Source organism: Vibrio mediterranei (genome assembly GCF_013364395.1).
Lineage (GTDB): Bacteria > Pseudomonadota > Gammaproteobacteria > Enterobacterales > Vibrionaceae > Vibrio > Vibrio mediterranei.
Genome location: NZ_JABXGK010000008.1, coordinates 1,252,428 through 1,277,078, shown reverse-complemented (window position 1 = coordinate 1,277,078; position 24,651 = coordinate 1,252,428). Strand labels below are relative to the sequence as shown.

Here is a 24,651-nt window from a genome sequence, read left to right as displayed (position 1 = left end):
CCACGAACAATCAGCCAACAAGCACTAGATCGCTTGGGTCAGTGAATAGGATCAGACAGATGGAAGTTAAATATTGGGACACTCCATTCAGCGAAGGAACGATATATATCGTTGATTTATCATGGAATGGAAGGCATTTTGCAGTGACGTATTCAGATGGTAGTGGTTACGAGCTTGAAGGAAGTGAGCGGCATAAAGATTACGCATTGATAGTAAGCGTCTTCCATGAAGAAACTGAAAGTCTATACGATGTCATGTTTGATACGGTAAGTGGGTTTCGCCTGTTAGATGAAGGTGGTTTACTCGAACTTTGGGCGGCAGGGGATAGATTCCCAAATTGTACTCTTATTAAAGGGCATCTATGGAGTAAAGAAAGTCCAATAACGTTTATTTCTGGCTATGAAGATGAATGGTCCCACTTAATTGCAACCTCCGATGAGTGTGTAGAAATTGTTTCTCATAAGCATCCAGACATCAAGCTAGTAGGGAAATCTAATAAACGGGAAACAGCTAAGTAACCATAAAGCTCATGAAAACGTACGGTAGTGAGCATCTAACGCATATTTTAATAAGCTACTGACCCACTTATGTGCTGCTATCAACGTCGCTTTGGTACAAAAAGATACCGTTATTCCCTTGATAAAGAGAATCTCCTACAGCGTGTCGTATATCTAGTTAACATGAGCTGGTTTACATATTCAGTAATCTACACGCTATAGAACACCATCTTCGTTTTCACGAAGATGGTGTTCTATTTGAGATTGAAGGTGGGTATTGGATAGTAAATAACTTTTTACTTCCCGATATGCTATCTCAACGCCCTTTGGAACTTGAATCTCTTTGGTTTAGTGACATTGGGACGGTGTACTTCGTAGCTTCTGAATTACCTAATAGCGCTTCTATGGTGGTTACGGCTATTTGGCTAAAGTCGACACCAACAGAGCTAAGTGATGGTCTTTGATATTGATTGAAAGGGCTGTTATCGAATCCTACGACGCCAATTTGATTCAAATAATCAGGGTCGAGTTCTCTAAGTGTTTGAATGAAACCATAAGCGATAACATCAGCAGCACATACAAAAGCGTCTGGACGAGAGGTCATTCCAAGCACTTTGTGGGCTGCTTCCTTTCCTGATTTTTCCGAGAAAAGTGCATCAAATACAACTTGCTTCGCATTGGCTTCAAGTACAGCGCTTCGATAACCTTCTAGTCGACTATGAGCAGAGTGTTTGTTGTCCAAACCACCGATAAAAGCGATAGAGTTGAAATCTTGTTCGTATAAATGTTCAACGGCGAGTCTAGCGCCACCGAAATCGTCGGTGAAAATATTAATACTCTTCTTAGCCTCTTTGATCTCTCGATCTATCACTGCGATTCGATAGTCATCCTCTATCAAGTTATCTATAAACTTGACGTCGTTAGAAAGCCCGAGAAAAACCGCAGCCGCAATGGTTTTTGAATCAAAGTCTTTACGTATTTGTGCTTCAACTTCTTGTTCGTTATCTCCGAACTCTATGAGTTCCACAACAAGTTTATGGTTGTGGTTTTTTGCAGCTTTAATGAAGTTAGAAATTATTCCCATGACATAGGGTGATTCTAATGAGCTCAAAGAATCAGTTTCCATATCCACCTCGTAAGCGTACGCATAAAGAGCGATAACGGTCTGTGGCACCCCCTTAAGTACTTGAGCAAAGGCATTTGGTTGATACTTATGCTTCTCAATTACCGATAGAACCTTGGCTTTTGTGTCCTCTGGGATATCAGGGTAGTTGTTGATGACTTTTGATACGGTACTTCGAGAGACTCCCGCGAGCTTAGCGATCTGCGTTGCATTGATTGGTTTTTGAGACATGGCAACCTCTAATGAATGGCTGCGAAAATAATACCAGCAAAAGAGTTTCTCTCACGAACAAATATCATACGCTCAAGTAGTCAGTTTGTAGATCTAAATCACGTTTTTTGACTAGAGCATACTGAATGTGCGGTGGATCACTTACACGCAAGGCAAATTCTTATAAGTTTACGAACAGCTGTTCGTAAACTTATAATTTTTGATTCGTGTAGATAGAGATAAATAATGAAGCTAGTAGATTATTTGACGTTTGAAGCAACTTGTCTCGATACAAATGCTGTAGAGGTAACTGCAACTCCTCGTTTTGATGAGGAGGTTGTGTTTTTAGATATTGAGGTTTCAGCAAAAGAACCCACTAGGTTCCCTGAAGTAACCGTAGACGTCCATTTTCCCTTTATTGACATGCACAGCCTCTGGACGCCGTGCCCTCACGGTAACCCCAAAGCATTGCGTAACAAGGGTATCCCAGAATGGTGGCCATACTACTCAAGTCATATTAGCCATGTCGCTCCGGTAGGGTGTTTTTACTCTCAACGTAGCCAAAGCCGCTTGGCTTTTGCATTTTCGGATTGCAAAAACATCGTTAACGTTCATGCGGGAGCATACGAGGAAGAAAATGTTGGCAGAATTAGACTTCGTCTGTTTAGTCAATCGAATGAAGAGCTAACCTCTTACCGAGGAACGCTTCGCTTAGACACAAGAGACATACCAGTATTTGACGCGATTGAATCTATGGCTTTGTGGCACGAAAAGCTACTTGGTGGCGAGCAAATGCAAGTTCCTGAAGCAGCCTTGGAACCAGTTTATTCAACATGGTATGCATTCCATCAAGATCTTTCTCAGCAGGAAATTGAAGCGCAGTGCGAGATGGCCGTATCGGCAGGGTGTAAAACAATTATCCTCGACGATGGTTGGCAGACGGATGACAACAATCGAGGTTATAAATACTGCGGTGATTGGCAGGTAGCAACATCGAGATTTCCAGATTTTGCCCAGCATGTACGCAATGTTCAGGGTATGGGCATGAAATATATGTTGTGGCTCAGCGTACCGTTTATGGGGAAGGGGTGCGAGAGATGGAACGAATTTGAAGACTATTTATTGTTCTATAGTGAACAGAATGAAACTGGGACGCTTGATCCGCGCTACCCACAGGTTCGAGATTATCTAGTGGAAACATTCAGTCGAGTAGTACGTGAATACAATCTTGACGGTTTAAAGCTGGATTTCATTGACGAGTTTGACATGACAAATGCGCAAGGTAGTGCTTTGTCGCCAGACCCAAAAAGAGACACAGAATCTCTTCCAGAAGCAGTAGACATGCTGATGGTCGATGTTCGCCGAACTCTGGAAGCTCTAAACCCTAATATAATGATTGAGTTTAGGCAGAGATATATCGGTTCGATGATCCGAAAGTATGGCAACTTGTTTAGGGTTCATGATTGTCCAAATGATCCTATTGGGAATCGAATGGGCATTGTTGATTTGAGAGCTTTTTCGGGTAGTACTTCCGTTCACTCCGATATGTTTACTTGGTCACCTGAGGACACAGTCGAAAGTGCTAGCTTACACTTTATTAACTCCCTATTTGCGGTGCCTCAAATCTCTCCCAACATGCGAAAACTATCAGACTCTCACTTAACGATGGTTAAGCACTGGCTTGGTTTTTGGGTAAGACATAAAGATATTTTAATGAAAGGCAAGATTAAAACTTGCAACCCAGAAATGCAGTATCCGATCGTCGAGTCTTCATTGGATCATCAAAAGGTAGTCGCTGTCTTCTCTGATACACCTGTTGAGGTCCTTCATGATGGTATTACCGATATTACCATCGTCAATGGCTCTATGAACGAAAGAGTCATTCTTAGAAGCTTGAGCGAGAAATCAGTATCCGTTAGTACTTTTGATTGCCTGGGGAAACAATTAGAACACAAGACAATGGAGCTGAAAGTGGGTCTTACTGAGCTCGCGCAGCCAATCTCAGGTTATATGAAAATTAGCGTCTAATCGATTTAAAGCCTGATAACCCTACAGTCAGGCTTAGTCCAAATTGCAAGCATTTCTAAGGAGTGATAATGAATAACGTGATTACAGGTAAGGTGAGTAATCAAACCAAATGGTCGTTTGGTTTAGGTGGCTTTGGAAAGGATTTTGGTTTGGTGTTAGTAAACATCTTTATCATGATTTACTACACAGACGTCGCCGGTCTCTCCCCGATATTCCTAGCAGGTATGTTTCTACTTGCTAGGGTATGGGACACCATCAACGACCCAATACTGGGTTATATAGTTGCTAAGACAAATACTCGATGGGGTAAATACAAGCCTTGGATTCTTGTCGGGAACGTATTGAATGCCGTCTTCTTAGTGGGCATTTTCGCCGCTCATCTTTTTGAAGGAAACGCGCAACTGTGGTGGGTAGTGTTTACCTATGTAGGTTGGGGTATGACCTACACGATGTTAGATGCACCTTTCTGGTCATTAGTCCCTAAGATCACTCTGAATAAAGATGAAAGAGAAGGGTTAATGCCTTATCCAAGAGTATTCGCGACTGCTGCAAGTTATACTGTGCAGGGGGTAGCTGTTTATGCGGTGATGTTTTTTGGTGCGGGTGATGATGGGCGCGGCTATATGCTGTTCGCCGTGTGTGCTGGAGTGTTGGCTATCATTAGCGCTTTGATTACCTGCAAATGGGTAGAAGAATCCTTTGAAGAGGATGAAGCTGCTTCAAAGAACTTCAACTTAAAGCAAGCTTTCTCGTTGATACTTAAAAATAAACAGTTTCTTTGGCTATTAGCTATTGCGCTTTGTTACAACGTCGGTACTGCTCTTATGGGCGGCTACACATTGTACTTTTATACGTATGTGCTAGGTGATGCGACAAAGCTAGCTGTCGCCTCTGCCTGTGGCGGTATTGCAGGAGTTGGTACTCTACTTTTCTTCAAACCTATCGTCAAAGCCGTTGGTCGCCAAGCTCTGTTCTCTGCTTCATTGGTTTTTCCAGTACTCGCCGCTGTTTCTCTATGGTTTGCTGGGAATTACGCACCAGAGTCGAATCTGCTTATCGGGCTTTCTGGTGTATTCGGAGGTGTCTCTGGAGCGGTCTATTGGCTAATCATTCTGATAATGGTTGCGGATACAGTCGATTATGGAGATAAAACCATTGGTATTCGTGCTGAAAGTGTATCGTACTCTGCTCATACATTAATTTCTAAATGCTCTGGTGCTCTTACGGGCTCTCTTATCGGGTTGGGGCTAGCCGCAATTAACTTTGTCCCTAACGAAGTTCAAACGACTGAGGCGTTAACGGGTTTACAATTCCTATATTTATCTCCTGCGGTACTATGTGCCCTTGGCTTCTTCATCTATTCAAAGTTCTATAAGCTAAACGGTGAAAACCTCGATAAATTGCAAGATGACCTCAGAGCTAAATACGCGTAAAGACTATACTGAGTAAAAGTGCCGCCTTATGCCGATAGGACGGGTGGCACTACTGACCGATAAATGCTCCAGCCCAAATACTGTCATTCCTGCGAAGGCAGGAACCTACTGACAACGCCCACTGAATCATATGAACGCCCCCCTCCTAAGTGTTTGACTATGTGGCCGAATTCAGCGTACCACTGCAAACTCCCAATAATGTGCCAAATTAGCATTATGAAGTCAGTCGCGTCTTACACTCCCTTTAAAATCTGAACATGGATTTCACTCCAATTAAATACACAACGCTAAGCGAGAACGTTTTTAAATGCTCGATTGCACACTTATCTATTAAAGATTGTTGTCGGCAAGTCATTATATTCCACTATGTGGAAATTGAATCTCACAAAGTGGAATTGAGGTTGTGATCACAACTACAACATTCGTAAAACACTATATTAGCTTTACTGACAATTTGATTAGAAGAGTAGTAATGAGCCAGAATCAGTCTATCGTCAAAGCGATTAGTATTATTGATGCGGTTGCAATGGGGGATCGAAATCTAAAAGCAATCTCTGAAAGAGTGGAGATACCGACCACTACTGTTCATAGAATGCTTCAAACACTGATTTCTCAGCATCTCATTCGTGATGTTAAAGGTATTGGATTCACTTTAGGCACGAAGCTCATCACTTTAGGCAATATTGCAACGCAATCAATGCCTTTGAAACATATAGCGAGACCGTTTCTAGAAGAGTTAAAAAACCTAACGAATGATACGGTTCACTTAGGTATAAAAGATGAAGATCAGATATTTTATCTAGACAAAATCCCTGGGAATAGAACTATTCAATTACGCTCTAAAATTGGAGATCGACTTCCAATTGCAGTCACGGGAATTGGTAAGTCATTAATGATAGACATGCCTAAAACGGAATGTCATCGTTTGATTAGCGAACAAATTCCCGATAAAAAGGAAGAGATGATTCGTCGAATGGAATCTTATTCTCACGGTGGTTATAGCTTCGACTTAGAAGACAATGAAGATTTCGTTCGTTGTGTTGCTGCACCTATTAGGAATAAAACCGGTAATATTATTGCAGCAATCTCAGTGACAAGTATTAAAGACTATATGGATGATCAGAGAATGAATGAACTTATCCCTATAATTCAAAGTTACAGTGAAAAAATTTCAGAGCAAATAAATTAAGAATTAATTAACACTATTCGTGTTAATTACATAATGGGCCGTTTAATTAATTTGAATGAATATTTAATGTCATAAACTAATTAAGCACCTCAATATAAATTACTCATGAAGCCAAAGAAGCTTCCCCCCTACCATAATAAGGTTATGATAATGAATAAACTCTTCAAAAATGTATTGATGTCTGCTGTTATTGCGAGCGCATCAATTGCAACTACTGTAGGCGCGACTTCAACGTATCCAGATTCACCGGTAAAAGTGATTGTTCCATATTCAGCGGGTGGAGGTTCAGATAGTGTAAGCCGTGCCCTTGTAGAAGCGCTTAAAGATAAGTTTCCAGAAGGTATTGCAGCAGAAAACCGTACAGGTGGCGCTGGCGCTATTGGTATGTCTTATGCTCAAAATAGTAAACCTGATGGCAAAACGATCGGCATGGTTGCGCCTGAGCTTGTGATGCTTCCGCACCAAGGCTACGGGTCAAACCTGGACTACACGAAATTAACCCCTCTTGCAATTGTAAACTCTGGCTACGCAGCGATTACGGTACCTGCTGATTCTCCGTATGAAACGCTGGAAGACCTTATCAAAGACTCGAAGGACAACAATCTACTGTTTGGCAACTCTGGAACAGGCAGTATTTGGCATCTCGCTGGTGCGGGCTTAGAGGTAAAAGCAGGTACACAATTTACGCATATCCCTTATAAAGGCTCCTCTGCAGCAATCACTGCTTTACTTGGTAAACACTTAGACGCGGTGTCAGTATCTTATGCAGAAGTGGCATCACAAGTAGAAGCGGGCGCATTGCGGTCACTCGCTGTTCTAGCACCTAATCGTTTAAAAGATGCACCAAATGTTCCTACTGCAAAAGAATTGGGTTACGACGTAGAGATTGGTACTTGGCGCGGTTTCATGGTTCCTAAAGGTACGCCACAATCAACGGTTGATTTCTTAACGGATGCCATTTTAGAAGCAGTTGAAACAGACACGTTCAAAACCTTTATGGCAAACACAAACAATGATATTGAAATCATTAAATCTGACGAGTTTGCGAAAAAACTAGAACGTGAAGACATTTTCTTCAAAGAACTCATTACTAAACTAGAGCTTAACTAAGCAATACCTGTGAAGCTTATTTTATAACGAATAAGCTTCACAAATCTTGGGGCGATAATTATGCGTAAAGCTCATTTAATTTCAGCTTTAATTTTTGTTTTATTCTCTATTGTGGCTTTATATCTATCGAACGAATTACCAGGCTCTCGTAGAGGTGTCCCTGGCCCTGCGGTATGGCCAGTTATTATTTCCTGTGCAATATTGATATCAGGTTGTATTTTGTTTTTTAAAACACTTAGAAAATCAGAGAGTGAACCATTAGAGATACTTAATAGCGATAATATAAGAGTATATATAACAATGGGTATTCTTGTTGGCTATTTAGTTCTTATGAATGTGATTGGTTTTGTAGTGACGTCGTTAGTTTTGATGTTCGGATTATTTACTTGGTTTAGCAATATGCCACTAATTAAGCGAATGTTATTTTCAATTGCCATCGTTGGCATGGTGTACGGCGTGTTTAACTACGCACTCAATGTCCCATTCCGGTTTGGAATACTGTTTTAAGGAATATATAACGTGTTAATTGAAGCATTAGATTTGGTGTTACAGCCAAATGTCATTTTATATCTTCTAGTAGGCGTTGCAGGTGGCATGTGTATTGGTTGCTTACCGGGACTAACAACTACAATGGGTGTTGCACTTGTACTGCCGTTAACGTTTGGAATGGACGCTGTTCCAAGTATTCTTTTGTTGATTGGTGTGTATGTTGGTGCAGTTTATGGTGGCTCATTAGCAGCAATACTGCTCAATACCCCTGGAACACCAGCATCAGCTGCGACCGCTCTTGATGGCTATAAAATGGCGTCGCGGGGCGAGGCTGGTCGAGCACTTGGAATCTCCACGTTCAGTTCTTTCATTGGTGGTTTAATTAGCTGCATTTTCCTAATTTTGATCGCACCAGTATTAGCTGATTTTGCGCTGAAGTTCAGTGCTCCAGAATTTTTTATGCTGGCCGTATTTGGCCTATGCATTATTTCTTCAATATCAGGTAAATCCATTTTCTTGGGTTTGATCAGTGGCTTTATCGGTATGTTCATCGCCACGATAGGTCTTGATGATATTACGGGTAATATGCGTTTTACTTTTGATAACATTAACTTATATTCAGGCATTAATTTCATACCAGTCATGATTGGACTGTTTGCAATGTCTCAGGCATTTATTGGTGTCGAAGAAATTGGTGTTAAAAGTAAAGCGACAGGAAAAATTAGACGCGTGATCCCAAAAAGTTCAGATTGGAAGGTCATTTTTAAAAATGGTGTTCCATTTGGTAGCTTGGGTGCGTTTATCGGAACCATTCCAGGTGTTGGCGCTGACATCGCGTCATTCATCGCCTATGGACAAGCAAAAAGCATTTCTAAAAAGCCCGAAGAATTTGGAAACGGATCACCAGAAGGTGTGTCTGCTCCAGAAGCGGCAAACAATGGCGTGACGGGGGGAGCGCTCATCCCGATGTTATGTCTTGGCGTTCCAGGGGATGCTGTTGCAGCAATTATGATTGGTTCTTTGACGGTTCAAGGTATTCAGCCTGGCCCGTTACTATTCCAAAATGATGCATCAACGGTCTACGCCATTTTTATAGGTTTATTAATTGCTAACGTGTTCATGCTCATTTTAGGCTTGAGCTCCGTTCGAATTTTCACGAAGGTTCTGTCTGTCCCTAAACCAGTGTTAGTACCAACCATAATGTTGCTGTGTTTTGTGGGTAGTTACGCCTTAAACAACAATATGTTTGATGTTGCTGTGATGCTGTTTTTTGGTGTAGTGGGATACTTTTTCCAAAAACTTGAGATATCCGCTTCCCCTCTAATTTTAGGTTTGATTTTAGGCCCAATGGCAGAAAGTAACTTCAGACGAGCACTACTGATGTCTAGAGGGGACTACTCAACATTTTTATCTACCGGAATTTGTTGGGCTTTCTTCACTCTTATCATCATTTCCCTCCTATTCCCAATAATTAAAAAAAGAATGTTGAAGAAGCAGAATAACAACGTAAATACACATGGCCTTGAGAGAAATTAATGAAAATTATAGACGTAATTCCACACGCAATTTCAGTTCCATTAGACAATCCGTTTTATTTTTCTCAAGGATGGGCTAGCAACCGAAGTGCGGTGATTGTTGAGGTTATCACTGACGAAGGTGTGATTGGCTACGGTGAATCGCTATGCCATGGGCTACAAAGTCCAATGATAGCCGCTTCAATTATTGAACATAGCTATAAGCCTTTGCTAATTGGGCGAGACCCATTCGATGTCGAATGTCTATGGGAAGAAATGTACAACCTTTCTCGACCATTTGGACAAAGTGGTGCAACGGTGAATGCCGTGAGTGGTGTCGACATTGCGCTTTGGGATGTTATCGGTAAGTCACTTAAAAAACCAATTCATAAATTACTAGGTGGTGCCTTTAGAAGTGAAGTTACCCCTTACGCAACAGGGTTCTACCGCATTGCTGATGGACATTACCCACAAGATTCACAAGTAGAAGCAAAACTGCACGTTAAGAATGGGTTTAAAGCATTTAAACTAAAAATCGGCTTTGGTATTGAAGAAGACATCAAACTGATTAAAGCCGTGCGTGCAACTGTGGGAGATGACATTAAAATCATGGCTGACGCCAACGGTGCTTACAATGTTGCTCAGGCGCGTAAGCTTATTAATGAAACTGAAAAGTACAATTTGCACTTCCTTGAAGAGTTGCTTGCTCCAGAAGATATCGACGGTTACAGAGAATTAAAATCAAGTTCACCGACGGCCATTGCGGCGGGCGAGCAAGTCTTTGGCAAGATGGGTTATCGCCCATGGCTTGAAAAGCGTTCGCTAGATATCATCCAGCCTGACTTATGTTCAAGCGGTGGTTTTACTGAATGTAAAAAAATCGCTGCGATGGCACAAGCTAGCCATACTACGTTGATTCCTCATGTTTGGGGCTCAGGGATAGGTATTGCTGCTTCACTGCAATTCATCGCGTCTATTCCATGTAATCCACTATCTCTTAACCCGACTGAGCCGATGCTTGAGTTTGACCAGTCGTCTCACCCATTTAGAAAGGCTCTTATTTGCGATGGTATTCATTACGCGGATGGAAAGGTAACAATCCCGACTAAACCAGGTATTGGTGTGGATGTCGATATCGACATCATCAAGCAATACAAAATTAATTGATTAGTGAGTTCTAACAATATGTTATCAAAAAATGATATTGAGTTTCTTATTGTAGATTGGGGCACAACTAACTTTCGAGCGTTTGCAATTAATCATGAAAATAAAGTCCATACGCATATCGAATTACCATTGGGTTTGAAACAAGTTACCGACAATGAGTTTGCAAATGTGCTGGAGCACGAGCTAAAAGCTTGGATTGTAGATTATCAAGAACTGCCTATCTATATGGCGGGTATGGTGGGCAGTGCTAACGGATGGGTAAATGTGCCTTATGTCAGCACCCCTACGAGTGTAAGCAAATTGGCGAACGAAACGTACCGGTTTACGCTTCCTTGGGGAGCAATGGCCTATATCGTTCCAGGTATTAGCCACCAGACGGGTAATGGTGAATTTGATGTTATGCGAGGGGAGGAAGTACAAGTATTCGGCCTTATCAATAAGCTGAGCAGTGGCTCTTTTACAGCGGTTTTACCAGGCACGCATAGCAAGCATGTTGTTGTTCAAAATGATGAACTTGTGTTGTTCGATTCCTTTATGACAGGGGAGTTGTTTTCGGCGATCAGAGAACACACCATTATTGGGAGAGATCTTCCGGAACAAAAACAATCGCATACTGCATTCGTGAAAGGCGTGCTGTCTGCACAAAATGGCGGTGCGACGAGTCAAATTTTTAAGGCAAGAACTGGAAAAATATTCGCCCAAATAGATGAGACAGAAGTGGATGACTTTCTGTCGGGAGTACTTATTGGAAGCGAATTGAAAGAGCTTACCAGCGAATCAACCTACTTGGTAGGAAATGGAAAACTATGCAACCGCTATCAAATTGCGTGTGAAACCACTCATAAAATGAGTGAGTTCTTTAACGGCGATGAGTGCTTTATTGATGGCATGCTACTAATAAAACAGGAAATTGGAAATGACTCAGCGATTTAATCCAAAAACAGATGTTCCGCTTATTGCGATTTTACGAGGTATAGAACCTAAAGACGCGCTTCGTGTCGGTCACATCCTGATTGATAGTGGTTTTAAAGCCATTGAAGTGCCACTAAATTCACCCGATGCGCTAAAAAGCATTGAGCTAATGGTAAAAGAATTTGGTAACCAGTATTTGATTGGAGCAGGGACAGTAACGACGCCCGAACTTGCCAAGCAAGTCATTGCGACGGGAGCTAAGCTTATTGTTACACCAAACTACAGCGAAGACGTTATCAAACTGGGTATTGAAGCGGGCTGTCAGGTGTACCCAGGTGTGGTTACTCCAACGGAGGCATTTAATGCACTTGAGGCAGGTGCGAGTGGCATTAAGCTGTTTCCAGTCACATTGCTTGGTAACAGTGGAGTCAAAGCATTAAAGTCTGTTTTACCTAAAGAGACACTCTGTTTCGCTGTTGGCGGCATCAACCCTGAGGTTAACAGCATGAAGCCATATCTGGATATTGGCATTGATGGTTTCGGGTTAGGAGCTTCCTTATATTCACCTGATCTTTCAGATGAAGAAATTAGACAAAACGCGCAGATGTTTATCAAATCATATAACGAAGCAAACTTGAAAGAAGGGTAATTATGGCTACTTATTTAATCACAGGTGCAAGTACAGGAATCGGTGCAGAGACAGCGAAGGTGCTCGCTGAAAACAACGATTTAATTCTCACTTATTACCACTCTTCTGATGAGGCTTTCACTTTACAATCGGTTCTATTGCAAGACTATCAAGCTAAGAGCGTTAACTTCGTCAAAGCGAATTTAAGCACAGAAGAAGGGTGTATTGGACTCTTTGAGCAAGTGACTGGCATGACGGATAAACTCGATGCCTTGATCAATAATGCGGGTGGGATGGTGACAAGAGAAAGTATTGATAACTTTAGTTGGCAAACGATGGAGTCGATTTTTAACTTGAACACGTTTAGCCTATTTAAAGTAACCTCTCTGGCTCTTCCGCTATTAAAGAAATCAGACTCCCCTAGTATTGTGAATTTAACCTCGATAGCATCAAGACTTGGCGGCCCTAGTACAACGTTATACGCAGCGGCAAAAGGAGCGGTAGATACATTTACCAGAGGTGCAGCTAAAGAGCTTGCACCAGAGATCAGAGTTAATTCTGTCTCTCCTGGAATCATTGAGACTCCGTTTCATGAAAAGATGAGCACCAATCAGCAAGTTTTAGAATGGCGTGAGAACAATCCACTAAAAAGAAATGGAACCGCTTATGATGTTGCTTCTGCTATAAAATTTTGTGTAGAGAACACATTTGTGAACGGTGAGTCGATTGATGTGAATGGTGGACTTCACACTCGATAAATCTCAATGTTGTGTTTAGTTTAGTGATTAAAGCTAGAGTATAGTCTCTAGCTTACCTGTCTACTTATTTCAATCCTTGTTAACTGCTTTGTTCCAGATAGATAGGAGACAAAGATAAACGATTTTCCACGTCTCCAGTTATTCATTAGTTGCTAATTTAGCTGCGTCATTAACTCAATTTGTCGATTATGTAGCAGATCAAATTATCATCGAACTCTTGTTAATACATATTTACCATCCACAAATATAGTATGTTAGCTAGAGAAATGTTCCCTTTTATATACCATCAGAAAAATACTTTAATCAAATACGTTAGAGGGAAAAACGATTTATGTAAGAGCATACTCGATAGGCGCTAATTCGGTACCAATCAATAAACACAGCTAGGTGCATATCAAAAGCACTGTGTCTGTATAGAAGTGTCAGGTCTGATCTGAAAAATTGATCTTGAACAAGTTATGCTAATGAGATGTTATATCCATGTATTCACATAACAGAGAGTAAAGGTATAAATATGGCACAAGTAACTTTCCAAGGTAACTCTGTAAGTATTGCGGGTTCTATTCCTGTCACTGGTGATTCTGCACCTGAGTTTTCTCTTACAGCGTCTGATTTATCGGACCTTAAATTATCAAGTTTCTCAGGTAAAAACGTAATTCTTAACATCTTCCCAAGTATTGACACTCCAGTGTGTGCGAACAGTGTAAGACGTTTCAATGAAGAAGCTGCGCAGGTGATCTGTATTTCAGCTGATTTACCTTTTGCCGCTGGTCGATTCTGTGAAATTGAAGGTATTGATAATGTTCAGCATGCGTCCACTTTCCGTAGTGCAGATTTTGCAGAAACTTATGGAGTGGCGATTCCTGAAGGTGCTCTGCGAGGTTTGACGGCTCGTGCAATTGTATGTGTGAATAAAGAAGGCGTGGTGACTCACAGTGAATTAGTTTCTGAGATAACTAATGAACCAAATTACGATGCTGCAATTGCGGCGATTCAATAATAAGTCTTAAGAAATAGTACGAGCTGCGAAGAGTATTAGTTTTTTATTGGTACTCTGTTGATTTATAGCTTTAGGTATCGAATCAAAGCGCCTCAGTCTATGGGGCGCTTTTTGATTTAATGAGTCGTGGCTTACTGTTGTAGTGTCACTGTTTAGCCTGCATCTTTAGCAAGAGTTACTTGGCCGTTAACGCTACACCATCAAAGCGAATGCCATCCCAGCCATGCTGGATAAAGTTACGGATATTGGCATGGTCGCTGCCATTTGGATTTTTCAACACGTCATCACGATAGAACTGGCCGAAGCAAGCCAGAGTTGATGGTTTGTCTAATCCTTGTATCTGAGCAAAAGCAAAAATCTTACAAGAGCCATTGTTTTGTCCTGCCTGATTTTCGGTTTCTCCGTTTACAAAGCTTACTGGGCTAAAGTCAAAATGTTCGTCTATAACCTGCATTGTTTGCTCGAAAGTGACTTCATTAGGCTTAGTTGCCAGTAGCTTTAGAAATTTATCCATTTTACTTTATCCTTGATACTTGTTTAGAGTCGCTACTATAACACCCAGCCAACAGAATGTGACGATATCTATATAGAAAAGTACTAGTTTACGGGGAGTTACGGTTCGTTCTTCGCAGTTTGTATGCCTGATGGCAGAGCTTTTAAAGCAGCCCATTGGTCCTTAAAATAAAAAAGCGAACCGATTAAGGTTCGCTTTTGAGTATCACTTGTGGCATAGAACACTAGTCTTCGTAGTTATCAATGCTTGGGCAAGAGCAAATTAGGTTACGGTCGCCGTACACGTTGTCTACGCGGTTAACCGTTGGCCAGTATTTCCAGCTCTTAGTCGCGCTTGACGGGAAGCAGCCTAGTTCGCGAGAGTACGGGCGATCCCATTCTTCTTTTGATAGGTCTACTTGTGTGTGAGGCGCGTTAACAAGCGGGTTGTTATCTAGTGGCCAAACCCCTTCTTTAACTTGTGTCATTTCGTTGCGGATCGCAATCATTGCATCACAGAAACGATCTAGCTCTTCAAGGTCCTCTGACTCTGTTGGCTCTACCATTAGCGTGCCAGCAACTGGGAACGACATCGTTGGTGCGTGGAAACCGTAGTCCATTAGGCGCTTAGCGATGTCTTCTTCACTAATGCCTGTTTCGTCTTTCAGTGGACGAATGTCGATAATACATTCGTGCGCTACGCGGCCGTTAGTGCCACGGTAAAGAACAGGGTAGTGTGGAAGTAGACGTTCCATTACATAGTTCGCGTTTAGAATCGCGACTTTAGTTGCGTCAGTCAGGCCCGCCTCACCCATCATTGCAATGTATGCCCAAGAGATTGGTAGGATAGAAGCACTGCCTAGATCTGCTGCGGATACCGCGTAATCGCTACCTTCAACACCATTTTCAATGTGGCCTGGAAGGAAAGGTGCTAGGTGTGATTTTACACCGATAGGACCCATGCCTGGACCGCCACCACCGTGCGGGATACAGAAGGTTTTATGAAGGTTCAGGTGAGAAACATCAGAGCCGATGAAACCTGGGTTAGTCAGACCAACCTGTGCGTTCATGTTCGCACCATCTAGATAAACCTGACCGCCAGCTTCGTGAACCATTTCGCACACTTCTTTCACATGCTCTTCGTACACACCGTGTGTGGAAGGGTAGGTGATCATAATGCTTGATAGGTTTTCGCGATGTTTTTCAATCTTCGCAGCTAGGTCGTCAGTGTCGATGTTACCGTTGTCGTCACACTTCACTACTACCACTTTCATTGACACCATAGACGCTGTCGCTGGGTTAGTACCGTGTGCGGAGCTTGGAATCAAACAAACGTTACGGTGACCTTCGCCACGGCTTTCATGATAGCGTTGAATCGCAATCAGACCTGCGTACTCACCAGATGCACCTGAGTTAGGTTGCAGTGAGAACTCATCGTAGCCTGTGATTTCACATAGCTTCTTCTTAAGGTCAGTCGCTAGGGCTGTGTAGCCCGCCGCTTGGTCAATTGGAGCGAATGGGTGAATAGAACCAAACTCTGGCCAAGTTACAGGAATCATTTCAGCTGCTGCGTTTAGCTTCATGGTACAGCTGCCTAGTGGAATCATACCGTGCGTCAGTGAGAAGTCTTTGTTCTCAAGCTGTTTTAGGTAGCGCATCATCTGTGTTTCGCTGTGGTGCGTGTTGAACACAGAGTGAGTTAGGTAGCGAGAAGTACGACGGCAGTTCTCTGGAATAGCAGCAAACTCATTACCAGCGATTTCAGCAGATAGAGTTTCTACTTTCTCTTTAACTTCGAAGACGGCAAATAGGACGTTGATATCTTCAATCGTTGTTGTCTCATCGAAGCTGATACCGATTTGACCATCTAGTTGACGTAGGTTGATGTCAGATGCCACGGCTTTTTGAAGCAGCTTATCTGTGTTCTCACCAGTGTTGACTGTGATGGTGTCGAAGAAGCTGTTGTGAGCCAGTTCGTAACCAGATTTAGTTAGACCTGCTGCTAGGATAGCTGTCATGTGGTGTGTACGGCGAGCGATAGTTTTAAGGCCTTCTTCACCGTGGTAAACCGCGTAAAACGCAGCCATGTTAGCAAGCAGTGCCTGAGCAGTACAGATGTTCGATGTCGCTTTCTCGCGGCGGATGTGTTGCTCACGAGTTTGCATTGCCATACGAAGTGCTTGGTTGCCGTTAGTATCGATAGAAACACCGATAACACGACCAGGCATAGTACGCTTATGCTTATCTTTTGTTGCCATGAACGCTGCGTGTGGACCGCCGTAGCCCATCGGTACACCAAAGCGTTGTGCAGAACCGATAACTACGTCTGCACCCATTTCACCCGCAGGCTTAAGTAGAGCAGAAGCAAGAAGGTCGGTGGCTACCGTTACTAGCGTTTTGTTTGCTTGTGCTTTAGCAATGATGTCAGTTAGGTCGCGAACTTCGCCTGTTGTGCCAGGGTACTGTACTAGTGCACCAAACACGTCTTGTTCAGGTAGTGATTCAAGTGAACCAACTTGAACCTCGAAGCCGATGAACTCTGCACGAGTTTTCACAACTTCTAATGTTTGTGGGTGTACATCGTCAGCGACAAAGAAGACTTTGCTCTTACTCTTACCAGCACGCTTACATAGGGTCATCGCTTCTGCCGCTGCAGTTGCTTCATCAAGTAGCGACGCGTTAGCGATTTCCATACCAGTTAGGTCCATGACCATTTGTTGGTAGTTTAGAAGTGACTCAAGACGGCCTTGAGAGATTTCAGGCTGATAAGGTGTGTAGGCTGTGTACCAGCCTGGGTTTTCCAGAACATTTCGCAGAATCACGTTTGGCGTGAAGGTGTTGTAGTAACCCTGACCGATGAATGTGCGTTTAACTTGGTTCAAATCCGCGAACTTTTTCATTTCAACCAGCATGTCCGCTTCGCTCATTGGAGCGTCTAGCGTCATTGGCGTTTCAAGGCGGATTTGCGCTGGGACAGTCTCTTCAATTAACGTATCTAGGTTGAGTACGTTAATCGCGTCCAGCATCTTTTGTTGGTCAGATTTGTTTGGCCCATTGTGGCGTGCAACAAATTCACTTTGCGTGCTTAGGCTTTGAAGTAATTCAGTCATGATTCCTTTACCTTCTCAAAGATCCTCTGCGAGATCTTTAAAATCGTTGCTCGAATTTTTAACGTCATTCTTACTTTTTACGTCATTCCTGCGCAGGCTGAAATCACTAAAAGCATGTGCCCAACTAAAATAAGATCCCTGCCTACGCAGGGATGACGACGCTGTTTTACGGATGCGTCGGTTCAAGTTAGGCGACACTAAAACAGACAAGCAACGTCTGTATATTGCTTACTCGTCTTCGATAGAAGCTTGATACTCTTCTGCACTCTTAAGGTTTTCAAGCTCAGAGGCGTCAGACATTTTCACCTTAACAATCCAGCCGCCTTCGTACGACTCTTCGTTGATAAGCTCAGGGCTGTCTTCAAGCTCTTCGTTGATTTCAACGATTTCACCTGAAACTGGCGCGTAAATGTCGGAAGCTGCTTTCACTGACTCTACTAGAGAGAAGCTTTCGCCCGCTTCGATTTCGTCTTCTACTTCTGGTAGGTCAACGAATACTACGTCACCTAACATCTCTTGAGCGTGCTCTGAAATACCGATAGTCACAGTACCGTCACCGTTGTCACGTACCCATTCGTGGCTGTCAGAAAACTTCAAAGTGTTATCCATTGCTTTATCTCCAAAATTAAGGATGTTTTATTCTTTAAGTGTAAAGTGGGAAGCGAGCACACAGTGCCTTCACTTCTTTACGAACACGTTGTTCGACTTCTGGGTTACCCTCAGGGTTTTCTACCAGACCGTCAAGAACATCGCCAATCCACTCACCGATGAGTTTGAATTCTTCAGTACCGAAACCGCGAGTGGTTCCAGCTGGCGTCCCTAAGCGAATACCAGAAGTAATCATAGGTTTTTCTGTATCAAACGGGATGCCATTTTTGTTACATGTGATCCCCGCACGCTCCAATGCTTCTTCTGTTTTGTTGCCTTTCAGACCCTTAGGTCGTAAGTCAACAAGCATAAGGTGCGTATCTGTACCGCCAGTCACAATGTCACAACCGCGAGTTTGCAATACTTCGGCTAGAACTTTTGCGTTAGCGATCACTGAATCGATATAAGTTGAGAACTGAGGGCCTAAAGCTTCGCCAAATGCCACAGCTTTTGCTGCGATGACGTGCATTAGTGGACCACCTTGAAGACCCGGGAATACAGCAGAGTTAATCTTCTTAATGATGTCTTCGTGGTTAGTCAGGATCATGCCGCCACGAGGGCCGCGTAGTGTTTTGTGTGTTGTCGTAGTGACAACATGCGCATGCGGTAATGGACTAGGGTGAGCACCTGTTGCGATAAGACCTGCGATGTGTGCCATATCTACCATCAGGATTGCACCCACTTCGTCAGCAATTTCACGGAACTTGGCGAAATCAATAACACGTGGAATGGCACTACCACCTGCGATAATCATTTTTGGTTTGTGTTCAACGGCTAAGGCACGAACGTCGTCGTAGTTAATTTCTAATGTATCTTTATCAACGCCGTATTGAACAGCATTAAACCATTTACCAGACAGTGCTGGACGTGCGCCGTGAGTTAAGTGACCACCTGCATCAAGCGACATACCCATAATGGTGTCACCCGGCTGTAAAAGGGCTAGCTTAACTGCGCCGTTTGCTTGTGCGCCAGAGTGAGGTTGAACGTTTGCGTATTCACACTTAAAAAGGGTTTTTGCACGTTCAATAGCAATAGCTTCGACTGTATCTACGTGTTCACAGCCACCGTAGTAGCGACGGTTTGGGTAACCTTCTGCGTATTTGTTGGTTAGGCATGTGCCTTGTGCTTGCATTACCGCTTTAGAAACGATGTTCTCAGAAGCGATAAGCTCGATTTGTTCATTTTGACGGACAAACTCGGCTTGTATTCCGGTGAATACTGCGTCGTCTGTAGCAGACAGGTTGGTTGAGAAGAAGCTTTCTAGGCTGTGATTTTGGTAGCTTTTCAAGTACTGAGCATTCATGGCGGTGAACCTTCCATTGTTCAATCAGTGCCTTTTATTACCTATTGTTGGTACTGACTGAGGCTTGTCTTAGTACTGCTTGGACGAAACAAAAGTCCAATGTTGCAGCGCGAGAATGTCCCAAAAAGTAGGACTAAATCATTCAAAAAAACGGCACAGGTTGGAGTTAACAACGCAACGGACCTGTACTCGCTAATGCATCTCTTCATCTAACAAGCCGATAACATACCTCGCTCGGCACCAACAATCAATCAAAAATTTCCTATAGGAAACACAGTTTCCAAAACTGTTACGGAGAGCACGCTTTATTTTTGTACATGGTCTTTAATAAAGACACAGCTTCATGCAACAATGAAAATGAGTCACAGGAAGTTACTGGTAGAAGAGGGAAAGCATGTCAGAAGACATCTATGATGAATACCCATCGCTGACTTTAGCGAAGGAAGGTGATGAGAACATTGAGCCTCTAAAACTAGGCGAAAGAATTAAAGATATTCGCGCCAAACTAGGACTGACGTTAGAAGAAGCGAGTCAAAGAACTGGCCTTGCACGTTCAACGTTAAGTAAGATTGAAAACGAACAGATATCGCCAACGTTTCAAGCCATGCAAAAACTTGCATTGGGCTTGCATATAGATATGCCGCAACTATTTGAACCGCCTAAGAAAAAGGTGGCAACCGGTCGTCGTGATTTTACTCGTCGAGGTGAAGGTAAACCTCACCCAACACCTACCTACGAGCATGAGTTACTTGCCACTCAGCTATCAAACAAAAAGATGATGCCTTTTAAGAGTACTGTTAGGGCTAGAACCTTCGAAGAATATGGTGACTGGGTACGACATGATGGTGAGGAATTTTTGCTGATTCTCTCAGGGGAAGTGAAGTTCTTTTCTGAGTTTTATGAGCCGATGATAATGTCGGCGGGAGATAGTGTGTATTACGACGCAAATATGGGTCATATGCTGATATCCGTCAGTGAAGAAGATGCCCATATTTTGTGGGTGACGGCGAAATAATCGTCAAACGAGATAGTTTCCTATAATAAAGGCAAACGTTTGCTTTTGTGTTTAAAAGTCGTGAACGAGCGTGGTTTTGATGAAAATGTCGTCGAAACCACGCTTTTTTCATGCCTGTTAATCTGTGAATGGAATGTTAAATGTCACATTTTTGAGTGTTCATATCTTGTTAAAGGTGAAAAATGGGCGCATTCTTGTTTATTATAGGAAACAAGGTTTCCAAATGACGAAAATCTAACTTCGTATAGGCGTCAACTATAAGACGTAAGGTGCGATAACTCATGCTCCGCCATTCCTACTGCAAAGCAGATAAATTAGGGATAGCGGAATTTAGACATCCCCGATTTAGGAGCAGGGCTAATTAATGCAGCCCGACCCAATGGAGAATACAATGGCTCAAGAACAAGCAACCCAAGATTTGTTGAAAACACCACTGCATGCATTACACGTGGAAGTGGGGGCGAAGATGGTTCCTTTTGCTGGCTATGATATGCCAGTTCAGTATCCACTTGGTGTGAAGAAAGAGCACTTGCATTGTCGCGATGCGGCTGGTCTGTTTGATGTGTCTCACATGGGACAAGTGCGTTTATACGGAGAAAACGCAGCGAAGATTTTAGAGTCATTGGTGCCAGTTGATATTATCGATTTACCGGAAGGTAAGCAGCGTTATGCTTTCTTCACTAATGAAGAAGGTGGCATCATGGACGACTTGATGGTTGCGAATCTAGGCGACCACTTGTTTGTAGTCGTAAATGCTGCATGTAAAGAACAAGACATCACTCACTTGGAAGCGCACCTTACTGATGGCGTAGAAATGGAAGTGATTGAAGATCGTGCTCTGCTTGCGCTTCAAGGGCCAAAGGCCGCTGAAGTGTTGGCTCGTGTACAACCTGAAGTAGCAGATATGCTATTTATGGACGTGAGAAAACTCGACATCAATGGCGTTGAGTGCATTGTTAGTCGTTCAGGTTACACTGGAGAAGATGGTTATGAAATTTCGGTACCATCTGCAAATGCAGAAGCACTGGCGAAATCTCTAACAGACTTTGAAGAAGTAGAGTGGATTGGTCTTGGCGCCCGTGACTCACTTCGTCTGGAATGTGGCCTGTGTCTATATGGTCATGATCTGGATACGACGACGACACCAGTTGAAGCGAGCCTGCTATGGGGCATTCAAAAGGTTCGCCGTGCTGACGGTGAGCGTGCTGGTGGCTTCCCGGGTGCAGACATTATCCTAAAGCAAATCGAAACTAAAGATGTAGCACGCAAACGTGTTGGTCTTGTTGGTCAAACCAAAGCACCTGTTCGTGAAGGTGCGAAGTTGTTTGATGCTAATGATAACGAAATCGGTATCGTGACAAGTGGTACTGCTGGTCCTACAGCAGGCAAGCCTGTATCAATGGCTTATGTTGCGACTGAATTCGCGGCAATCGGTACCGAAGTATTTGCTGATGTTCGTGGTAAAAAGCTGGCTATGACAGTAGAGAAAATGCCATTCGTTCCTCAACGCTACTACCGTGGCTAAACACAGTTCTACAACACAGAACTAGATGATAATAAGCATCGCATTAGCGGTGCTTTTTTCATTTTAGGACATTGTTTCTATGAACGATAGAAAAGGCCACAAAATGAAAAAACCGTATGGTATTAAATAATTAGTGAGGTAACCCCACACAAAAGTCATATCTTGTTTGCATGTTTTTGGCGAGAGTGATATCAAAAGAGAATGAATCTCAGTTCGTCGATAGTGTACAAGGAGTAACTGTCTAGTGATTCTATCATTACCTTATAAACGCGCTGCATTTACATCGCTCGCGTATACAGTGCTAGCGTTTTCTATCACTTCACCGGCTAACGCTCAAGTCGAAGTCACACCTTATATTGTTAACGGTAGTACGGCGAATGTTGCCGATTATCCGTCGTTTGTTAGCTTATATTTGGACGGTCAAGAGTATGGAGTGGGTTATTCTTCCTCTCCTTATTGTGGGGGAACACTTCTTAATTCTGAATATGTTTTGACCGCGGCGCATTGTGTTTATGGCAATCGCGACTCGCAGCTACTTACAATGGCTGCACCTAACTTGCAGTATGAGTCAGATTACGTTAACTCGGAAAAAAGACGTGTAGTTGAGATATTTTATCCATCTGACTATGTGGATGATATTAATAAATTATTACCCAACGACATTGCGATACTTAAACTAGAGTCTGCATTAGGAGTGGGGACGGCAATAAACCGTCCAAATAATGAAAGCTATCGCAATCCTGCGAGCGTGTTTACTGCTGTTGGCCATGGCAATACAAGTTATGGTCACGATGCGTTTGATGTACTGCAGAAAGTGAATCTAACGTATGTGAACAATACTGTTTGTGCCGGTGCGTTCTCGGATGGTAGTCATCTATCACCGGAGAAGCAAATTTGCTTCACCGGTGATTACAGCAACGCGACGAAATTGTTAGCAGGTACTTGCCAAGGCGACTCAGGTGGACCTATTTATTGGGATAACAATGGTCAACAAGTTCAGGTTGGTGTTACAAGCTTTGGGCCCGTACCTTGTGGCGACAAAAATCGCTCGGTAACCGCGGTGTTTACCGAAATAGCGGATTATTCTGATTGGATTAATCGTGTCCTTAATGGACAAGAGGTAGCTAAACATGTGTCCAACGATACTGCGAGGCGTAATTATCTGATCAGTAAAGGCTATAACATTGGTTCATCTGGCAATAATGGTTCTTCTTCGAGTTCCTCTTCGGGCTCTGGAGGTGGTGGAGCGGTGCATTTTTCTTTTGTTGTGTTACTGGTTGGTTTGGGCTGGATGAGACGTCGAAAGACAATTCAAGTCTGAGTCTTACTTTCGATACTGCTGCTTAACAACAATTTCTCGAACTCCCTTGGTTGAGCTCTATACTTATTTATGAACGACCGCTCCGATGGCGTCGTCGATAAGTTGGGTTGCAAAGGGAGTTTTTTATGAAATCATGGTTCGCCAACCATTCCGGTTCGTTACTTGCCCTTTTAAGTTCATTAAGTGTTTTGACGTTACCAACTAACGCGGATGAAATTGATATTGCACCTATGATTGTTGGTGGGGAAGACGCTTCAATCAACGACTTTGATTCTTTTGTTAGCTTATACATTGATTCTACGGATTACGATGGTCGCTACTCAAGTGGAGCCTATTGTGGGGGAACGTTCTTAACGTCGGAATATGTGATGACGGCGGCTCATTGTATTGAAGGTGATATGGGAGCGTTACTTTTCACATCCGCTGTTGCCATGTTGGAAAGTGAACGAGATTTCTTGAATGCGGACCGGCGCCGTGTCACCGAAGTATATGTTCATCCTGATTTTAACAACAACATTACCTTACTACTGCCTAATGATATCGCTATTTTGAAACTGGAATCACCCGCGTCTTCAGGGAGTAATGTTAATCGTGTTACGACGCAAAGCTATCGAAACGTCAATGAGACCTTTGTTGCTGTAGGGCATGGCAACACACGCTCCGGTGTAGATGGCACACCGATTTTGCAAAAGGCGAATTTGTTTTGGGTAAGTAATGCGGATTGTGCTTCAAACTTTCAGAATGGCAATAATTTAACAGATAAGCAGGTTTGTTTTAGTGGCGATGTTAGTCAATCAACTGGGCTGAAAGCGGGAACGTGTCAGGGAGATTCCGGTGGTCCTATTTACTGGAACAATAATGGTAGTTACCAGCAGGTTGGTATTACGAGTTTTGGTCCAGCGACGTGTGGTGACCCTCAATCTTTGGTAACGGCTGCATATACAGAAATAGCGGATTATGTGACGTGGATTGATAGTGTGTTAGCCGGATCGGAAACGCCGTTTATTGTTTCCGATGAACAAGCGCGATTGGACTATCTATCAGTTAATGGTCAGGTCATCTACACTGGTGGCACGACTTCCTCCAACACATCCTCAGGTGGCGGTGGTGGGGCACTGACCTGGTTCGCATCGCTAGCGTTACTTATCATCGCGGGATACAGACGTCGCCTTGGCTAAG

General features: G+C 43.0%; 21 protein-coding genes. 16 read left to right on the top strand and 5 right to left on the bottom strand.

Annotated features, from left to right (window positions below):
• Positions 1–59 precede the first annotated feature (59 nt).
• On the top strand, positions 60–518 hold the full coding sequence (locus HOP38_RS22800) for a hypothetical protein (RefSeq protein ID WP_198559073.1): 459 nt from the start codon (positions 60–62) through the stop codon (positions 516–518).
• A gap of 295 nt (positions 519–813) precedes the next feature.
• Here the strand turns inward: HOP38_RS22800 and HOP38_RS22795 are convergent, their stop codons facing one another.
• Positions 814–1,851: a LacI family DNA-binding transcriptional regulator gene (locus tag HOP38_RS22795; protein WP_006069454.1), complete on the bottom strand. Its 1,038-nt coding sequence runs from the start codon at positions 1,849–1,851 to the stop codon at positions 814–816.
• A gap of 225 nt (positions 1,852–2,076) precedes the next feature.
• Between HOP38_RS22795 and HOP38_RS22790 the strand changes: the two genes are divergently transcribed.
• The 11 genes from HOP38_RS22790 (at position 2,077) to tpx (ending at position 14,058) form a co-directional block, all read left to right on the top strand.
• Positions 2,077–3,858, top strand: coding sequence for a glycoside hydrolase family 36 protein (locus HOP38_RS22790; RefSeq protein ID WP_198559072.1), 1,782 nt, complete (start codon positions 2,077–2,079; stop codon positions 3,856–3,858).
• Between the two features lie 68 nt (positions 3,859–3,926).
• The gene (melB, locus tag HOP38_RS22785; RefSeq protein WP_198559071.1) at positions 3,927–5,291 is read left to right on the top strand and encodes a melibiose:sodium transporter MelB; all 1,365 of its coding nucleotides are present in this window, start codon (positions 3,927–3,929) and stop codon (positions 5,289–5,291) included.
• A 472-nt stretch (positions 5,292–5,763) separates the two neighbouring features.
• A complete protein-coding gene (locus HOP38_RS22780) occupies positions 5,764–6,480 on the top strand; it encodes an IclR family transcriptional regulator (protein WP_198559070.1) in 717 nt (238 codons plus the stop codon).
• Positions 6,481–6,630: 150 nt separating this feature from the next.
• A complete protein-coding gene (locus tag HOP38_RS22775; protein ID WP_031493089.1) occupies positions 6,631–7,590 on the top strand; it encodes a Bug family tripartite tricarboxylate transporter substrate binding protein in 960 nt (319 codons plus the stop codon).
• A 60-nt stretch (positions 7,591–7,650) separates the two neighbouring features.
• Entirely contained in the window at positions 7,651–8,097 is a 447-nt protein-coding gene (locus tag HOP38_RS22770) for a tripartite tricarboxylate transporter TctB family protein (RefSeq protein WP_198559069.1), read from the top strand.
• Between the two features lie 3 nt (positions 8,098–8,100).
• On the top strand, positions 8,101–9,615 hold the full coding sequence (locus HOP38_RS22765) for a tripartite tricarboxylate transporter permease (protein WP_423250105.1): 1,515 nt from the start codon (positions 8,101–8,103) through the stop codon (positions 9,613–9,615).
• Entirely contained in the window at positions 9,615–10,760 is a 1,146-nt protein-coding gene (locus HOP38_RS22760) for a mandelate racemase/muconate lactonizing enzyme family protein (protein ID WP_198559068.1), read from the top strand. The genes HOP38_RS22765 and HOP38_RS22760 overlap by 1 nt, the downstream gene beginning before the upstream one ends.
• Positions 10,761–10,778: 18 nt before the next feature.
• Positions 10,779–11,693, top strand: a complete 915-nt coding sequence (locus HOP38_RS22755) for a 2-dehydro-3-deoxygalactonokinase (protein WP_198559067.1) — start codon at positions 10,779–10,781, stop codon at positions 11,691–11,693.
• Positions 11,677–12,321 (top strand): 2-dehydro-3-deoxy-6-phosphogalactonate aldolase, encoded by a 645-nt coding sequence (locus tag HOP38_RS22750; RefSeq protein ID WP_198559066.1) that lies wholly within the window; start codon positions 11,677–11,679, stop codon positions 12,319–12,321. The genes HOP38_RS22755 and HOP38_RS22750 overlap by 17 nt, the downstream gene beginning before the upstream one ends.
• Positions 12,322–12,323: 2 nt before the next feature.
• Complete coding sequence (locus HOP38_RS22745; protein ID WP_198559065.1) at positions 12,324–13,058, top strand: SDR family NAD(P)-dependent oxidoreductase; 735 nt, start codon at positions 12,324–12,326, stop codon at positions 13,056–13,058.
• Positions 13,059–13,572: 514 nt separating this feature from the next.
• Positions 13,573–14,058 carry a thiol peroxidase gene (gene tpx / locus HOP38_RS22740; protein WP_198559064.1) on the top strand — a complete coding sequence of 162 codons (486 nt, stop codon included), beginning with the start codon at positions 13,573–13,575 and terminating at the stop codon, positions 14,056–14,058.
• Between the two features lie 175 nt (positions 14,059–14,233).
• On the opposite strand, the gene HOP38_RS22735 is transcribed toward tpx, so the two are convergent.
• From HOP38_RS22735 to HOP38_RS22720, 4 genes are all read right to left on the bottom strand, one after another.
• Complete coding sequence (locus tag HOP38_RS22735) at positions 14,234–14,572, bottom strand: HopJ type III effector protein (protein WP_006069460.1); 339 nt, start codon at positions 14,570–14,572, stop codon at positions 14,234–14,236.
• Positions 14,573–14,795: 223 nt separating this feature from the next.
• Positions 14,796–17,660: an aminomethyl-transferring glycine dehydrogenase gene (gene gcvP / locus HOP38_RS22730; RefSeq protein ID WP_198559063.1), complete on the bottom strand. Its 2,865-nt coding sequence runs from the start codon at positions 17,658–17,660 to the stop codon at positions 14,796–14,798.
• A gap of 228 nt (positions 17,661–17,888) precedes the next feature.
• Entirely contained in the window at positions 17,889–18,269 is a 381-nt protein-coding gene (gene gcvH, locus HOP38_RS22725) for a glycine cleavage system protein GcvH (RefSeq protein WP_006069462.1), read from the bottom strand.
• Between the two features lie 34 nt (positions 18,270–18,303).
• Positions 18,304–19,611, bottom strand: coding sequence for a serine hydroxymethyltransferase (locus HOP38_RS22720; RefSeq protein WP_006069463.1), 1,308 nt, complete (start codon positions 19,609–19,611; stop codon positions 18,304–18,306).
• 394 nt (positions 19,612–20,005) lie between these two features.
• On the opposite strand from HOP38_RS22720, the gene HOP38_RS22715 reads away from it, so the two are divergent.
• The 4 genes from HOP38_RS22715 to HOP38_RS22700 all read left to right on the top strand — a co-directional run bounded on the left by HOP38_RS22715 (position 20,006) and on the right by HOP38_RS22700 (position 24,650).
• Positions 20,006–20,626 (top strand): helix-turn-helix domain-containing protein, encoded by a 621-nt coding sequence (locus HOP38_RS22715; RefSeq protein WP_006069464.1) that lies wholly within the window; start codon positions 20,006–20,008, stop codon positions 20,624–20,626.
• A gap of 391 nt (positions 20,627–21,017) precedes the next feature.
• The gene (gcvT, locus tag HOP38_RS22710; RefSeq protein WP_198559062.1) at positions 21,018–22,151 is read left to right on the top strand and encodes a glycine cleavage system aminomethyltransferase GcvT; all 1,134 of its coding nucleotides are present in this window, start codon (positions 21,018–21,020) and stop codon (positions 22,149–22,151) included.
• A gap of 244 nt (positions 22,152–22,395) precedes the next feature.
• Positions 22,396–23,472, top strand: coding sequence for a S1 family peptidase (locus HOP38_RS22705; protein ID WP_198559061.1), 1,077 nt, complete (start codon positions 22,396–22,398; stop codon positions 23,470–23,472).
• Positions 23,473–23,597: 125 nt separating this feature from the next.
• Complete coding sequence (locus tag HOP38_RS22700) at positions 23,598–24,650, top strand: S1 family peptidase (RefSeq protein ID WP_198559060.1); 1,053 nt, start codon at positions 23,598–23,600, stop codon at positions 24,648–24,650.
• Position 24,651: the final 1 nt, after the last annotated feature.

Coding starts and splice junctions, on each gene's coding strand:
- HOP38_RS22800 (WP_198559073.1), top strand. CDS start 60: ATGGAAGTTAAATATTGGGACACTCCATTCAGCGAAGGAACGATATAT.
- HOP38_RS22795 (WP_006069454.1), bottom strand. CDS start 1,851: ATGTCTCAAAAACCAATCAATGCAACGCAGATCGCTAAGCTCGCGGGA.
- HOP38_RS22790 (WP_198559072.1), top strand. CDS start 2,077: ATGAAGCTAGTAGATTATTTGACGTTTGAAGCAACTTGTCTCGATACA.
- melB (WP_198559071.1), top strand. CDS start 3,927: ATGAATAACGTGATTACAGGTAAGGTGAGTAATCAAACCAAATGGTCG.
- HOP38_RS22780 (WP_198559070.1), top strand. CDS start 5,764: ATGAGCCAGAATCAGTCTATCGTCAAAGCGATTAGTATTATTGATGCG.
- HOP38_RS22775 (WP_031493089.1), top strand. CDS start 6,631: ATGAATAAACTCTTCAAAAATGTATTGATGTCTGCTGTTATTGCGAGC.
- HOP38_RS22770 (WP_198559069.1), top strand. CDS start 7,651: ATGCGTAAAGCTCATTTAATTTCAGCTTTAATTTTTGTTTTATTCTCT.
- HOP38_RS22760 (WP_198559068.1), top strand. CDS start 9,615: ATGAAAATTATAGACGTAATTCCACACGCAATTTCAGTTCCATTAGAC.
- HOP38_RS22755 (WP_198559067.1), top strand. CDS start 10,779: ATGTTATCAAAAAATGATATTGAGTTTCTTATTGTAGATTGGGGCACA.
- HOP38_RS22750 (WP_198559066.1), top strand. CDS start 11,677: ATGACTCAGCGATTTAATCCAAAAACAGATGTTCCGCTTATTGCGATT.
- HOP38_RS22745 (WP_198559065.1), top strand. CDS start 12,324: ATGGCTACTTATTTAATCACAGGTGCAAGTACAGGAATCGGTGCAGAG.
- tpx (WP_198559064.1), top strand. CDS start 13,573: ATGGCACAAGTAACTTTCCAAGGTAACTCTGTAAGTATTGCGGGTTCT.
- HOP38_RS22735 (WP_006069460.1), bottom strand. CDS start 14,572: ATGGATAAATTTCTAAAGCTACTGGCAACTAAGCCTAATGAAGTCACT.
- gcvP (WP_198559063.1), bottom strand. CDS start 17,660: ATGACTGAATTACTTCAAAGCCTAAGCACGCAAAGTGAATTTGTTGCA.
- gcvH (WP_006069462.1), bottom strand. CDS start 18,269: ATGGATAACACTTTGAAGTTTTCTGACAGCCACGAATGGGTACGTGAC.
- HOP38_RS22720 (WP_006069463.1), bottom strand. CDS start 19,611: ATGAATGCTCAGTACTTGAAAAGCTACCAAAATCACAGCCTAGAAAGC.
- HOP38_RS22715 (WP_006069464.1), top strand. CDS start 20,006: ATGTCAGAAGACATCTATGATGAATACCCATCGCTGACTTTAGCGAAG.
- gcvT (WP_198559062.1), top strand. CDS start 21,018: ATGGCTCAAGAACAAGCAACCCAAGATTTGTTGAAAACACCACTGCAT.
- HOP38_RS22700 (WP_198559060.1), top strand. CDS start 23,598: ATGAAATCATGGTTCGCCAACCATTCCGGTTCGTTACTTGCCCTTTTA.